Raw genomic sequence first — 14,520 nt, 5'->3', positions numbered from 1 at the left:
TTGTTCATCTTCGGTCAGCACGAGTTCCGCCTTCGGTCGCCCCATCACCATGCTGATATCTCCCGTTCCGTTGATATCAGCATCCTACGTGAACATAGGTCAGTTAACAACGGAACGGGACACTAGCAAGCGTGCGTTCGATTGTAGTCGCGGCTCCAGCGCGGCACACGGCACATTTTCTATCGATCACGACAAGAAAAACTTCAAGTGGCGGCAGCTCATTCCGACACCCGAAGAAATGTGAAGCCTCCCCGCAGAGTTTTTCTTTTCATCCGCCATACTAAATCTCGTTTGCCGGGGCGCGTAAATCGGCGAAGAATTCACATTCCGCCGCAATGCAGCGGCACGGACGAGACCGACAGCCGGCCTCGTATCGGGACGTTTTTTCCGTGCACCGACGCTGCCGGTATCGAGTGACCGATTCATCGCACTGCGATGGCGGAACACCCAGGTCACACATTGCGTAACCAAGACAGGAGCAACGAAATGGTCTATCTGCAGATTACTCTCAAGATCGCTAGCGCCAACCGAGCTGCCGCCGCGGGGGTGTACGAGAAATACAAGGCGCCGTTCCTCAATACCATCGCCGGTGCAAAGTCGAAGGAGCTACTGGTTCGCGATGAGGATGTGCAGGTGCTGCACGGTTTTGATAGCGAAGCGAACGCGAATGCCTACCTGCAAAGCGAGTTGTTCACTGCGGACGTCGTCGGCGGACTTAAGCCCCTGCTGGACGCGGCACCGGACGTGCGCATCTACCGAGTGGCCTGATCTCACATGGCTAGGTGCCACGCCGGCGCCTCGCCATTCAACATTTTTTGAGAGGATATCAACATGATGCATGACTGGAACGAATACCGTGCCTCTTTACTGGCACGCGTCGGTGACTACGCCGAACTCAGCCCGGAAGTGATGAAGGGCCTGCATATGATCGAAAGTTCGCCCGCAAAGAACGGCACGCTGGGCCCCAAGATTCACGAACTGATCTCGCTGGCCGTGGCCGTCACCACGCGCTGCGACGGCTGCATCTCGGTGCATACGAAGAAGGCAGTCGAACAGGGCGCGACGCGCGAGGAAATCGCAGAGGCACTGAGCGTGGCCATCGCGATGAATGCCGGGCCCGCTCTCGTCTATACGGCGCGAGTACTCGAGGCGCACGCGCAACTGCCCAATTCGAATACCTAAATCACCGTTGGACGCGGTCGGCTGCCGATGGCGGTCAAGCCGGCCGCTTACTATCGGTGTGCGATTAGACATCCATGCTCGTAAATGCAGATTTTTCGCGCCCAGTCGTCGTTACACCAGACCGGTACGACTGGGTTACCTCCCCGCAGAACGGCGTTGAACGCGTGATGCTTGATCGAGTTGGCGACGAGCAGGCCCGTGCCACCAGCATTGTTCGGTATGCCGCCGGCTCGCACTTTCCTGACCACGCCCACCCTCGAGGGGAGGAAATCTTCGTACTGTCGGGCACGTTCTCAGAGAGCGATGATCATTATCAGGCCGGCTGGTATATACGCAACCCGCCGGGGTCCGCCCACCAGCCGTCCAGCGCCGAAGGTGCGATCATTTTCGTCAAGCTTCGGCAAATGCACCCCACCGACAGCCAACGTGTGCGCATCGATACCCGCGATCCCGCGGTTTGGCGGCGTCAAGGTCACCGCGAAGTCTGCCCACTATTCTTGTCCGACACCGAACGAGTTTGCCTACAACGTATCTCGCCAGGCGAAGCCTTGCTCGAAGGCCGCATAGGCGGCGCTGAATTGCTGGTACTCGCCGGCAATGTTGTGATCGAGGAGCGGCGGTCCTGCGAGCGGGGCAGTTGGATTCGTCTACCTCAGGGTGAATCCCTCAAGATCGTTGCCGGCCCACGGGGTGCGACCTGCTACCTAAAGACGGGTCACTTGCTCGATCCGCAAGCGGAGACATCGGCATGAAAACCGCGCGTATTGCCATCATCGGTGGGGGCCTAAGCGGACTGTACGCCGCCCTGCTTCTCGAACAACAAGGCATCCGCGACTACGTATTGTTCGAAGCCCGCCCCACGTTTGGCGGACGCATCCTTTCCGTGTTCCCCGTTGGAATGGATCAAACAGCCCGAGATACATCCGATGCGTTCGATCGGTTTGACCTGGGGCCAACGTGGTTCTGGCCGGAGATGCAGCCTCAGCTCGATCGTCTCGTCGACGGTCTAGCTCTCGAGCGGTTCGAGCAGCATGACGCCGGCGGCATGATAATCGAGCGATCGCCGCACGAGGCGCCGTTGCGCATCGATTCGAGCTACGCTGCATCGCCGCCATCGATGCGACTCGTGGGTGGCATGAACTCGCTGGTCGCGACGCTACGAGAAAAGCTGTCACAGGACCGCCTCGCCGTAGGACACAGAGTCAAGTGCGTACGTCATGCCGGTGAGCACATCGAACTCGACGTCGAAGATCCAGACAAACGGCTTATCCCTTACCGCGTGCAATTCGCGTTGCTCGCGGTCCCGCCACGGTTAGCGACTGCGACGATCGACTTTACGCCTGCATTGCCGGACTCAATTTCGCGCGCTTGGCGTGATACAGGCACTTGGATGGCCTCGCACGCCAAATACGTCGCTGTCTATGAAAAGGCATTTTGGCGGGATCGGGGACTTTCCGGCGAAGCCCGGAGTGCCGTGGGGCCGCTCGCCGAAATCCACGACGCCTCAATGCCAGGCGGCAGTGCCGCCCTATTCGGATTTTTTGGCATTCCCGCCCGCACACGCAAGCTTGTGCCGGAACAAAAATTACTGCTGCACTGCCGAGCACAGCTCAAGCGAATGTTCGGCGTGGAAGCTGGGCAGCCCAAAGCAGAGTTACTCAAAGACTGGGCCACCGATCCATTAACCGCGACAGCAGCCGATTTCGACGCTGCGGGCGGACACGGCGCAGCACCGATGGCGACGGTGGCCTCAGGTCCATGGCATGGGCGACTGGCCGGGATCGCCAGCGAGTGGTCTGCGCGTTTTCCGGGCTATGTTGCAGGCGCCATCGATGCAGCAACCACCGGTGTACGCGAGGCAATCCGCGCGGCGCCGCAACCAAGAATTGTCTAACCCCTACTCTTTGCGATACAGACATGAAAAGCACATATCGAGCAATGCAGTTGAGCCGGCCCGGATTCCTTGAGCTGGTCGAGCGGCCGACACCCACACCGGGAGTAGATGAAGTGTTAATCGAAGTGGAGGCATGCGGCATTTGCGGCGCCGACATTGGGCAAATCGATAGAGCTGACCCCACATCGCAGCCACGCGTGCCCGGACACGAAGTAATCGGGCGCATTGCGGCGATCGGGACCGCAGTGCCCGCGATTTGGAAGGTGGGACAGCGCGTCGGCGTTGGCCGCCTCGGCGGCCACTGCAACGAATGCGATCAGTGTCGCCGCGGAGAATTTCAGCTATGCCGCAATCAGCCGGTTGTAGGCGTCACGTGTGACGGCGGCTACGCCGAGGCGATGACCGCTCGCAGCACCGCGTTGGTTTCGATTCCCGACGAACTCGACTCAGAGGAAGCGGCACCCATCCTGTGCGCCGGCCTCGCAACCTTCAATGCACTCAAAAAATCAGGGGCTGAGCCTGGCGATCTAGTGGCCATACTTGGTATCGGTGGGCTTGGACACATGGCGTTGCAATATGCGCGGAAAATGGGCTTCAAGGTGGTGGCCATCGGCCGCGGCCGCGACATTGTCGACGATGCCTTGGCACTGGGGGCTCACCTCTACATCGACACGCATGAGGAAGACATCGTGGCCAAACTGAAGGAGATGGGCGGCGCGCAAGCCATCGTAACCACGATCAGTCACGCGGCCACCGTTTCCGCTTGCATTGGGGGCCTCGCACCTCAGGGCCGATTGATCGTGCTGGGTGTGGGCAAAGATCCATTGCCTATCCCAAGCGGACAGATCGTCTCCGGAGAAAAGAGCGTCGTCGGATCGATGACCGGTACGCCTTACGAGAACGAAAAGGCTATGAATTTCAGCGCGCTGACCGACATCCGGCCGATGATCGAAACAATGCCCCTGGAAAACGCGCTCGCCGCCTATGAGCAAGTAAAGAGCGGTGATGTCAAGTTCCGGATGGTCTTAGTCATGCGAAAGAACTAACGCATGTTAGCGGCATCGCCCACGATTCACGGTATCGGCCGCTGGGCCAACGTATAGCCCTGTGGTCGCCGAAGGACGCCGATGCGACTTGGCTTCGCAACGCGCATCAGCCCGGGCAAATTAAACAAATCCATGTCACACCTCCATTCCCCTGCCCCGACCGCCATGGCATCGTCGTCTCCTTACATTCACGCGAAAAGCAATATCGCAAGGCTCACCGTCGCCCAGGCGTTCGCCGGTGCGAACTCGGCGATCATCTATTCGACTGGAGCGATCGTCGGGAACGAGCTTGCCCCAAGCCACGCGCTAGCGACGCTGCCTATCTCTATCTTCGTGGTGGGGATGGCGGCTTGCTCACTACCCTGCGGTGCCATCGCGCAACGCTACGGCCGCCGAACAGCCTTTCTTGTCGGCACGGGATGCGGTGTCCTTGCTGGACTGCTTGCTGCCCTAGCCGTTGTCCTGACTTCCTTCTGGCTGTTTAACGCAGCAACGTTTCTCGCTGGCGCCTATGCCGCGGTAGTGCTGTCCTTCCGCTTCGCAGCCGCGGATTGCGTCGAGGCGGAGCGACGTCCGCGTGCGCTATCCTTTGTCATGGCGGGTGGCATCTTTGCCGGAGTAATAGGGCCGCAACTCGTCACCTACACAATGAACATATGGGCGTTCCATATGTTTGCGGTGACTTTCTTGGCGCAGGCCGCAGTGGCCGCCATATCAGCACTCATCCTGGTCGGTGTACGTCTCCCCAAGCCCTCAGCGGCCGCGGCGGCGGGAGGTCGCCCGATCGGCATCATCGCCCGCCAGCCCAAATTCATAACCGCAGTTGTCTGCGCAACTGTCTCATACCTGCTGATGAACTTCCTGATGACGGCAGCGCCGCTGGCGATGCAGATGTGCGGCTTACCGCAAACGTCGTCCAACCTTGGGATTCAATGGCACATCATTGCAATGTATGGTCCCAGCTTCTTTACCGGACGTTTGATCACGCGTTTCGGAGCGCAAAGAGTCGTTATGACGGGTCTCACGCTCATCGCACTTTCAGCCGCCGTCGGATTGACCGGTGTGGACGTAGCGCATTTCTGGCTGACGCTGATTCTGCTCGGAGTGGGTTGGAACTTCGGCTTCGTGGGCGCGTCGGCCCTCGTACTCGAATGCCACAAACCAGAGGAAAAGGCCCGGGTGCAGTCACTTAACGACTTCATCGTCTTCGGTACGATGACCTTTGGCTCGCTGCTGTCCGGTGGACTTCTAACCTCGTATGGCTGGAATACGGTGCTGTCGTTGTCCTTCATTCCCCTTGCCTTGGCGGTCCTCGCTTTGATCGTATCGGCAACCGCAAGCCGGCGTGGCATCGCGAATTGATCCGGTTTGCGAGAAAGGCGGTAACGGGTCAATGAGCCGCTTCCGCCTCCTGGATCAACCATTCGCGAAATGCAACAAGCTTCGGCAGCGACGCGCATTCTCCGCGGTAAACGATGTAGTAAGCCAGCTCAGATGTCCATTTCACTTTGGGAAACAATTGGACGAGCCGGCCGGCAGCCAGATCATCGCGGGCCATGACGCTGCGCGCCAGCGCTACGCCGTGGCCGTCCACTGCAGCTTGTAACACAGCAGCTGAATTGTTGATCCGCATGCCGCGCCTGGCATCGACATTCTCTGCCCCAGCCCGCTGGAGCCAATCGTCCCATGATGCAAAACCCAAGTGTGCGTCGACGGACAAATCGTGTATCAGGGCTTTACCGGACAAATCGTTGGGGGTTCTGAGCTTTCCGTTCTTGGCAAGCCATGTGGGCGAGCAAACTGCTGAGATTTCTTCGTCCATCAACTTTTCTGCCACGAGGCCAGGCCATGACCCCCGACCGTACCGCACACCGATATCGACGCCTTGAGCGGTGAAGTCGACGAGCTTCAGATTGGTATCCAACCGTACATCGGTCTCGGGCCACATCTCCTGAAACCGCTCGATCCTCGGCAGCAGCCACTTTGCTGCGAACGCTGGGCTAACCGCGACCGTAAGAACGCCGCTTCTAGAGCCCTCCCGTAGGCGACTCAATCCGAGAGCAATCCGGTCGAACCCCGCACGCAGATCTGGCAGCGCGCGCTCGGCCGAGTCGGTTGGAATGAGGCGGGAACGCCCACTCGTTCCTCGATGAAACAACGGAGTGCCGAGCCACTCCTCTAGCGAGCGAACCAGTTGGCCCACTGCGGCAGGCGTCACATTCAGCTCCGCTGCCGCAGACGAGAAACTTTGGTGGCGCGCGCTCGCTTCAAACGCACGAAGCGCATTAAGATGTACAGGACCTTTCATGCAAAGATAAACTTCGTCAGTAGTTCAGGGCTACGCGGCCAGGGGACAATGTCACAAACGGAATCTCTCGACGTTTTGGCATAGGGCCGATGCCGGCGCTGTCACATATTGAGGCACGACGTGCGTAAAGGCACTACCCAACACCTGCCTTACGCCGCCGGTTCCGGTGCCGATCTCGAAGTCAACGGGATCAGCGAGGGTTCCTTGTTCTCCCCCCACAGAAAGTTTTTCTGTCAACTCGAAACACTTTATCTCATTTGCCCATAAAAGCAAATTGGCGAAGAATTGCCCCTGGGCCGAAGATAGTAAGACTTGCTCCTCGGGCGGCCATTGGTGTGCCCAGGATGTAGTTTTCCTTTTAGTCGTTACTGGCTTCGATGGTGTCCCTGCCACAGCAAGAAAATCGGTTGCGATCGTCCTCATGTGGCGTCGAGCTGCGATATCGACGCAGTTGTCCTCCGCCTTCTTGCATCTGTGAGCTGGACCCTGTTCATTCAACGGAAACAAATGCCTGCCGAGCGGCGGGCGGAGGGATTTTAAATGAGCGATCAATTCAAGGGTAAAAAGCTGCTTGTCGTCGGGGGCACGAGTGGAATGGGCCTCGAGACGGCCCGTATGGTGCTCGCCGAGGGCGGTAGCGTGGTCATCGTCGGGCACCGTGCAGATAAAGCCGAAGAGGCACGTAAGGAGCTCGCCGCGCTCGGCGCAGTAACAGCGTTGACGGCGGACTTATCCAGCAACGACGGCCTGGCTGCGCTGCTCAAGACGATCGACGAGCAGCATGCCGACATCGACCTGCTCGTCAATGCTGCAGGCATCTTCTTTCCCAAGGCCTTCCTCGAGCACCAGGATGCGGACTACGATCAGTACATGAAGCTGAACAAAGCGTTTTTCTTTATCACACAGAAAGTCGCCGCTAATCTAGTCGCCAAGGGCCGCCCCGGCGCGATCGTCAATATCGGCTCGATGTGGGCGAAGCAAGCCATCGCGGCAACGCCGTCGTCGGCATACTCCATGGCGAAGGCGGGTCTGCATTCGCTGACTCAGCACCTCGCGATGGAATTGGCTCCGAAGCACATCCGTGTCAACGGGGTATCCCCAGCAGTAGTCCAAACCCCGATCTACGAAGGGTTCATCCCGAAGGCGGAAGTGCACAACACACTGCAGGGCTTCAATAGCTTCCACCCGATCGGCCGCGTAGGCACGCCGCGGGATGTCGCTGAAGTCGTCACGTTCCTCCTCTCGGACAAGGCGAGCTGGGTTACCGGTGCGATGTGGGATGTCGACGGTGGTGTGATGGCTGGCCGGAACTAATATCCAGCTGCATGGTACTGCCCCGTTTTTGGCGGGCTCCGATGCCGCCGACGAGAACGTTCGGCGGCGGAAGTTCAGCGAGCGGCACCCGCCGCTGTACGAAATTTGCTTGAATCAGTAGCGCCTCTCCGCACTGCCCCCGTTGTCGAACGCCAACGGGGGCATCATCTCACCGCGGGCGATAGCGACGCAACGTCGCTGCTGGCGGTTCCCCAAAAGCCAGCCGATAGTCCGCACTGAACCGGCCGACGTGCGCGAACCCCAGCCGCAAGGCCACGTCAGTGACCGACGTATCCTCGGTTGCGGACGTGAGAATCCGATGTGCGGCATCTAGACGCGCCCTTCGCAGAAAAGCAGAAGGTGTTGTCTGATCGACCTTCTGAAACCCATTCTGCAGCGTTCGAATGCTGACCCCGAGCTCGCGAGCCACAGCCGCAACCGTGGTCCCAGATTCCGCTCGTTCGCTGAACAGTTGCTTGGCCGAAGCGACGACTCTCGGCGTCGCGGCGGGAACTGGGCGCTCGAGTTGCTCCGAAAAATTGTGTCGATGGCCGTGCAGAATCGTCGACAACAAGAAATTGTCTAGCGATTCGGCGGCAGTCGGCGTCAAGGCTATGCCTGACGATGTGATCGTGCATAGCACTCTCAACGCATCTTGCCAGACTGCTTCGAATGCGTTCGGCAGCGGACAAAGTTCGAATGCGATGGGCTTTTCAAGCGGGTACCCGAGCAATGACGCACACGTGCGTTCGAGCTGTTCAACGTTGACGCGCAGCGAATTTTGGGCGAACGCGTGATCGAAACGGAAGATGGTCTCCCGCCCAGGCGACAGTGGAACAGTCTGGCCTGCACGCCAAGAGATGCTATTGCCGTTTTGCTCGGCGCGAGCCGCGCCGGACGATGCAGACATCAAAAGCAGTAGATTCGGAAAACGCCCGGCATTGACGACTACCGGCGCCGAATAACGCAGGTGCACGACTGCTTGTTCCGTCGCCCCCGCGACACGAAATACAGTATTGACCCTCCGATCTGGCGCACTTGGTTCGATCCTGTGAGGACAATAGACCCGTCCCACCAAATCAATGGCCTCATCGAGATCACGGATCGTCACGGAGCTACGGTCATTCCGAGCCGAAACGAGGCGACCCACTTGACCGGTAGAGTCTTCCGGGTGAGGTGTTGGCATCTCGGACACTCCGTAGCAGAAACAGCGTCATTGTGCGTCATTTGCCTGCCATACGGAAAGCACTGGATAAAGAGCCTGCCGGGCCCTGAGATGCAAGCTAGCGTTGGCACCTTTGCGCTAGGGAAATCCCCGAGATCCTGAATGCGCAATTCGGATATCGCTGCGCCTTTCGTCCTTTCGGCCAGCCTCTGCGCCGGTGCAGTATGACGCAGGAGAGTGTTCGGGACCATGCACCAGTCCCCCACTGCCTGAGCGCCTTGGTTTCACATTGTGTCCGCAGCCTATCGGCGCAAAAAAATGCAACCGTTGAAGAAAGCGATCACTGTCGCTCGACCAGCGCATTTAAGAATTCCCGCCGAGCATCGTGCGGGACTGACGAGACCTTTAAATCATCAACGATCACCGAGAAGAAATTTATGGAACTGGGACTGAAGCAATCCTACGGTGCATTTATCGCCGGCGCATTCACCCCTATCAAGGGCGAGACGTTTCCCGCGATCAATGCTTCAACGGGCGCACACCTGGCCGATATCGCACGCTGCGACGCCGGCGATGTCAGATTGGCAGTACAAGCGGCAGAGGCAGTGTTCCCTGCGTGGCGCGCGACCACCTTCGAGGAACGTTCATCGCTGCTGCTGAAGCTGGCCGACGCCCTGGAAGCCGATGTCGAACGGTTGACTGCGATCGACACAGCGGATATCGGCCGTGTTTACAGCGAAGTTATGCACGATTACCGGATCGCGATCGAGCAGTATCGCTACTTCGCTGGAGCTATCCTCACGCATGAAGGCTATGGACGGCCGATCCCGGATGGCTACTTGCTGGCAAAGCGCGAGCCGATCGGCGTCGTTGGGCAAATCATTCCGTGGAACGTACCGGCAATCATGGTCGCGCTGAAGGTTGCGCCGGCGTTGGCGGCGGGCAATACGGTCGTACTGAAGCCGGACGAGAACGCATCGCTTTCGACGCTCGAATTCGCCGAGATCGCCAGTAAGATCTTTCCCCCGGGAGTCGTGAATGTCGTGCCCGGCTTCGGCGAAGAAGTTGGTGCGGCGCTAACAGCACACCCCATGGTGAAAAAAATCGCCTTCACCGGCAGCTCCGAAGTCGGACGCATCGTCGCACGCGCGGGCGCTGATCGGCTCGTACCGGTCTCGCTCGAACTTGGCGGCAAGAGCCCCAATATCGTCTTTCCCGACATCGAGGACATCGATGCGGTCGTCGACAATGTGCTGTTCGGCGGCACGTATTGTAACGGTCAATCTTGCCTCGCCGGTACACGAGTCTTTGTGCACGACGATATTTACGGAGCGTTTTCCGACAAGCTAGCCAACGCCGCGAGCCGCATCAAGGTGGGCGACCCGATGGATGGCCGTACGCGAGTCAGCAATCTCGTGTCGTCGACTCAAGGTCAACGCGTCCTGGACTACATCGACATCGGCAAGGCAGAGGGTGCGAAGCTGATCGCCGGTGGTGCTCGAGTCAAGGTTCAAGGCTGCGAACACGGATATTTCATTCAGCCCAGTGTCTTCGAAGCAACGAACCGTATGCGCGTCGCGCAGGAAGAAATTTTTGGCCCTGTGCTGAGCCTGATTCGCTGGAGCGACTACGAAACGATGATTGGCCAAGCTAATGACGTGAGATACGGTCTGGCGTCGGGCATCTATACGTCGAACTTGGCAAACGCGATGCGGACTGCTGATCGCCTCGAAGCTGGCAACGTCTGGATCAACCACTACTTCAACCTAACTAGCGGCTCGCCATTCGGCGGCTTCAAGGAGAGCGGCATCGGCACCGAACATTGCCGCGAAACGCTCAATATGTATTCGCATGTCAAGGCGATCACCGTGCAAGATACCGTCGTCAAGCCTTGGTTCTCGATTTGAGAGTGGGCTGATCGAATTCTCATAGCGTCTTAGTCACCACTGAAGACCAAGACGTTTCACAACTTTAGGTCTCGCCATGACGTCGCTGCCTGCAGCTCGTCATGGCAGTTACGCCATTCGATCACGCCTTCCCAAGACCCCAGCAACCCCAAATTGCGCTCGAACCCGCCATCGCTGATCGACCGGTGTTTTAAGAGACGAAAGCAACCCGCCATTGGCATATCTGCTGTATCGGCGGACAGAATAACTCGATTAAAATCAAGAAGGAGACTCTATGACGAAGAAGTTTAATTGGCAAGCACTTGCACTTTGCCTATATGCGGCCCAAAACTGTCATGCGCAATCCAGCGTAACACTAAGTGGACTGATCGACGCCGGCGTCTCGTACGTTAGCAACGAGGGCGGAAGCGGAAATCTCAAATTTGACGATGGCATTTTTGTGCCAAACTTGTTGACACTTAGTGGTAGAGAGGACCTCGGAGGCGGCACACAGGCTGTCTTCAATCTCACAAATCAGTTCGTTTTGGGAAATGGATCTACGCTGCCCGGGCAGGGAATTTTCGGCAGGACGGCATACGTTGGCCTGGACGATAATCGACTGGGTCGCCTCACGTTCGGCAATCAGTACGACTTCATGACCGATTCCCTATTCGGCGGGCTGACTGATGCCGCAAGCTTTACATCGGGCCTCTATCAATTTCGCAATGGGCCATTCGATAAATTAGGCTTGCCTGGCAATCCCACCCGAGCGTTCGACTGGGACCGGCTGGCCGGTGAGCGGATCACGAATTCCGTAAAGTATCAAAGCACTTCGTTTCACGGGATATCCGTTGGTGCAATGTACGGCTTCGGGAATGTGGCAGGTTCGATCGGGACGGGCAACGCCTCCAGCTTCGGACTGAGCTATGTGAACGGTGCGTTCGGCGCGAGCGCGGCATACACCCTGGTGAAAGACGCGACGGCGTCCGGGCAGGTCAGCGTTCGTAACTGGGGAGTCGGAAGCCATTACCGTCTTGGCACCGTGACGGCGACAGCATTGTTCACCACAGTACATAACGATGCGAATGGAGCCGCAGTCTGGCAAGCGGAACTCGGGGGACTCTGGGAAATGAATAGCAGTTGGTCGCTAAGCGGCGCATATTCATATATGAAGGGCAATTCGGTGGTCGACGACAACCACGCGCATCAGTTGAGCGCCATGCTGCAATACCTATTGTCGAAACGCACCAGCGTTTATGCATCCGCAGTGTACCAGCGAGCAACCCAGGGGAGCACCGCGCAGATCAACGCCGTATTCGTACCATCCAGTACGCCGTCGCAAGCCATTGTGCGGGTCGGGATGACGACACGGTTCTGATAACGTACGTGCAAGTTCCCAGGCCGTAGCAAAGGCGGATAAGCGCCTTGCTTTCGGCGCACGATCCGCGGCCAAGGTCAGTCGAGCGATTGAGGGACGACTTTGGCCATGCCTACGAGGCGTCCGGCCGCGATCGATCGGAAGTGTAAATTTCCTGCCCCAATCGCTTGATGAGGTCGATATATTCGGAGCGGTCGTTGACGCGATGACTAAGGATCACCGGTGATGTCGCTCGGATACCGTCGATCGGGCGGCAATGCACGTCGTGCCGCATCTGGCACGCCGATAAAGGGATCACGCACATCCCAAATTCAGCCGCGACGAGTCCTAGCGCCGCTTGAATCTCGCCTACTTCCAATACCTCGCCCAGTTGTATCCCATGGCCGTAAAACATGTTCAATACGTGATCGGCAAAGCCGGGGCGTGGCTCCTTCGGGTAAACAATCATGTTTTGCCCGGCCAACGCCTCGATTGGCAACGGCGTCGATTCCCGGGCAATGTCCGAACCGACAGGTGCCGCGATAGCGAGAGGCTCTTCCTCCAACACAATGCTGACTATGTCCGGATCGCTCTGATGCAGACGGCCGAAGCCGATATCGATACGCCCTTCTTTCAGGGCTTGAATTTGACGCGTCGACATCAGTTCGACTATCTGAATATCGAGGTCCGGTGCATGCTGACGTAACTTTCGCATCAGTATCGGCAAACCACCGTACAGCGTCGACGCCACGAAGCCGATCGAAAGAACGCGACGCTGATGTATTCCAACGTGCCTCGCGGCGACCTTCATCTGCTCCGTACGGCCGAGCACTTGTATCGCCTGCTCGTAAAACAACCGGCCGGCGTCCGTGACCTGGACAGGACGGCTGTTGCGAATCAGCAGAGGTACGCCCACTTCATCTTCGAGCAGTTGAATCTGGCGGCTCAATGGCGGCTGCGCAATATTCAGCTGCTCGGCCGCACGCGTGAAGTTGCGCTCGCGGACAACAGCGATGAAGTAGCGGAGTTGACGCAGATCCATACGTTTTCTCAGAGGGGATGGTGTTTTACCGCTGCCGAATAGTGATACAGCCTGCCGAGGACGTCGAAAACACAGCGCCCGCCGTCGATATCCTAAAGGTATCAAAGTCCACAAAAAAGGTCTTGGACAGTGGAGCGGCACTCGACATATAAGACTGCTACGCGAACGTTGAACAAAGAGCCACTGTCATGCCCACCGCAAAGATTGAACGCATTGAAACCAGCCTCATCGATGTACCGACGATTCGGCCACACAAGCTGTCGGTCGCCACGATGCACGGTCAAACCTTGATGCTCGTGAGAGTGTACTGCAGCGACGGCGTCGTCGGCATTGGCGAGGGCAGCACGATCGCCGGCATGGCGTACGGTCCTGAGAGCCCAGAATCTATGAAGCTTGCCATCGACGAATACTTTGCTCCAGCGATGATCGGCAAGGATGCCACTCGCATCCAGGCGCTGATGGCGCATCTGGGTAAACTGGTCAAGGTTAACCACTTTGCAAAGAGCGCGCTCGAAACCGCGTTGCTCGATGCGCAAGGTAAGCGTTTGGACGTATCGGTGGGTGAGCTCATCGGGGGACGTCGGCGTGACCGACTACCCATCGCATGGACGTTAGCTTCAGGCGACACCACCACCGATATTGCCGAGGCCGAGAGGATGCTCGACCTGCGCCGGCATAAGGTGTTCAAGTTGAAGATCGGGGCAAAGGAGCTGAAGACTGACGTCCAACACGTTGCCGAAATCAAAAAGGCACTGGGCGAGCGCGCCTCCGTACGTGTCGACGTCAACATGGCTTGGAGTGAAACGCAGGCGGCGTGGGCGATTCCGGCATTGGCCGACGCGGGCTGCGATCTGGTCGAGCAACCGGTTGCATCGGCCGAAGCGCTGGCACGTCTCCGAGGCCGTTTTCCGGTCGCGTTGATGGCCGATGAAATCCTGCAAGGGCCTGAAAGCGCGTTCGAAATCGCGAAGAATCATGGTGCCGATGTATTCGCGATCAAGATCGAACAGAACGGTGGATTGTTCGCGGCACAACGCGTGGCTGCGATCGCCGAAGCAGCCGGTATCGAGCTATACGGCGGCACGATGCTGGAAGGAGCGATCAGCACTATCGCATCTGCTCATCTTTTTGCCAGCTTCGCCACCCTGCACTGGGGTACGGAGTTGTTCGGACCATTGTTGATCACCGAAGAGATCCTCGCGCAGCCGCTCGATTACAGCGATTTCGAGCTTACTGTACCTGTCGGGCCGGGGCTCGCCATCGAGCTCGACGAAGACCGAATCGGACGTTTCACTCGCAACGGAACGAAAACAGTCACGAAGTGAC

Annotated in this window: 14 protein-coding genes; 11 read left to right on the top strand and 3 right to left on the bottom strand. The window is 58.2% G+C overall.

The window, feature by feature from the left end; all coding sequences use genetic code 11:
- From VSR68_RS39855 to VSR68_RS39825, 7 genes are all read left to right on the top strand, one after another.
- On the top strand, window positions 1-244 hold a 244-nt coding region (locus VSR68_RS39855; RefSeq protein ID WP_342944964.1), incomplete at its 5' end, for a hypothetical protein.
- A 242-nt stretch (window positions 245-486) separates the two neighbouring features.
- Window positions 487-768: a hypothetical protein gene (locus VSR68_RS39850; protein WP_342933320.1), complete on the top strand. Its 282-nt coding sequence runs from the start codon at window positions 487-489 to the stop codon at window positions 766-768.
- A gap of 63 nt (window positions 769-831) precedes the next feature.
- The gene (locus VSR68_RS39845) at window positions 832-1,182 is read left to right on the top strand and encodes a carboxymuconolactone decarboxylase family protein (RefSeq protein WP_342933319.1); all 351 of its coding nucleotides are present in this window, start codon (window positions 832-834) and stop codon (window positions 1,180-1,182) included.
- Between the two features lie 74 nt (window positions 1,183-1,256).
- Entirely contained in the window at window positions 1,257-1,934 is a 678-nt protein-coding gene (locus VSR68_RS39840) for a cupin domain-containing protein (RefSeq protein ID WP_342944963.1), read from the top strand.
- Window positions 1,931-3,076, top strand: a complete 1,146-nt coding sequence (locus VSR68_RS39835) for a flavin monoamine oxidase family protein (RefSeq protein WP_342944962.1) — start codon at window positions 1,931-1,933, stop codon at window positions 3,074-3,076. The genes VSR68_RS39840 and VSR68_RS39835 overlap by 4 nt, the downstream gene beginning before the upstream one ends.
- Before the next feature lie 23 nt (window positions 3,077-3,099).
- On the top strand, window positions 3,100-4,122 hold the full coding sequence (locus tag VSR68_RS39830; RefSeq protein WP_342944961.1) for an alcohol dehydrogenase: 1,023 nt from the start codon (window positions 3,100-3,102) through the stop codon (window positions 4,120-4,122).
- 165 nt (window positions 4,123-4,287) lie between these two features.
- On the top strand, window positions 4,288-5,484 hold the full coding sequence (locus VSR68_RS39825) for an MFS transporter (RefSeq protein WP_342933836.1): 1,197 nt from the start codon (window positions 4,288-4,290) through the stop codon (window positions 5,482-5,484).
- A gap of 28 nt (window positions 5,485-5,512) precedes the next feature.
- Here VSR68_RS39825 and gcvA read toward each other — a convergent pair whose 3' ends face one another.
- Entirely contained in the window at window positions 5,513-6,430 is a 918-nt protein-coding gene (gcvA, locus tag VSR68_RS39820) for a transcriptional regulator GcvA (RefSeq protein WP_342933315.1), read from the bottom strand.
- A gap of 540 nt (window positions 6,431-6,970) precedes the next feature.
- Here gcvA and VSR68_RS39815 point away from each other — a divergent pair.
- Window positions 6,971-7,744, top strand: coding sequence for an SDR family oxidoreductase (locus tag VSR68_RS39815; protein ID WP_342944960.1), 774 nt, complete (start codon window positions 6,971-6,973; stop codon window positions 7,742-7,744).
- A 169-nt stretch (window positions 7,745-7,913) separates the two neighbouring features.
- On the opposite strand, the gene VSR68_RS39810 is transcribed toward VSR68_RS39815, so the two are convergent.
- Window positions 7,914-8,855 carry a helix-turn-helix domain-containing protein gene (locus VSR68_RS39810; RefSeq protein WP_342933312.1) on the bottom strand — a complete coding sequence of 314 codons (942 nt, stop codon included), beginning with the start codon at window positions 8,853-8,855 and terminating at the stop codon, window positions 7,914-7,916.
- Window positions 8,856-9,346: 491 nt separating this feature from the next.
- Between VSR68_RS39810 and VSR68_RS39805 the strand changes: the two genes are divergently transcribed.
- Together VSR68_RS39805 and VSR68_RS39800 are read left to right on the top strand one after the other, a co-directional pair.
- Entirely contained in the window at window positions 9,347-10,816 is a 1,470-nt protein-coding gene (locus tag VSR68_RS39805) for an aldehyde dehydrogenase family protein (protein ID WP_342944959.1), read from the top strand.
- A 274-nt stretch (window positions 10,817-11,090) separates the two neighbouring features.
- Complete coding sequence (locus VSR68_RS39800) at window positions 11,091-12,173, top strand: porin (RefSeq protein WP_342944958.1); 1,083 nt, start codon at window positions 11,091-11,093, stop codon at window positions 12,171-12,173.
- Between the two features lie 112 nt (window positions 12,174-12,285).
- Here the strand turns inward: VSR68_RS39800 and VSR68_RS39795 are convergent, their stop codons facing one another.
- Window positions 12,286-13,194, bottom strand: a complete 909-nt coding sequence (locus VSR68_RS39795) for a LysR family transcriptional regulator (protein WP_342944957.1) — start codon at window positions 13,192-13,194, stop codon at window positions 12,286-12,288.
- A 188-nt stretch (window positions 13,195-13,382) separates the two neighbouring features.
- Here VSR68_RS39795 and VSR68_RS39790 point away from each other — a divergent pair, with 188 nt between their 5' ends.
- The gene (locus VSR68_RS39790; protein ID WP_342944956.1) at window positions 13,383-14,519 is read left to right on the top strand and encodes a muconate/chloromuconate family cycloisomerase; all 1,137 of its coding nucleotides are present in this window, start codon (window positions 13,383-13,385) and stop codon (window positions 14,517-14,519) included.
- The last annotated feature ends 1 nt before the right edge of the window (window position 14,520 follow it).

Origin of the sequence: Paraburkholderia phymatum (assembly GCF_038900715.1) — a bacterium.
GTDB classification, from domain to species: Bacteria; Pseudomonadota; Gammaproteobacteria; order Burkholderiales; family Burkholderiaceae; genus Paraburkholderia; species Paraburkholderia phymatum_A.
The sequence above is the reverse complement of the archived record's forward strand: the minus strand, read 5'-3'. Positions and strand labels throughout refer to the sequence as shown.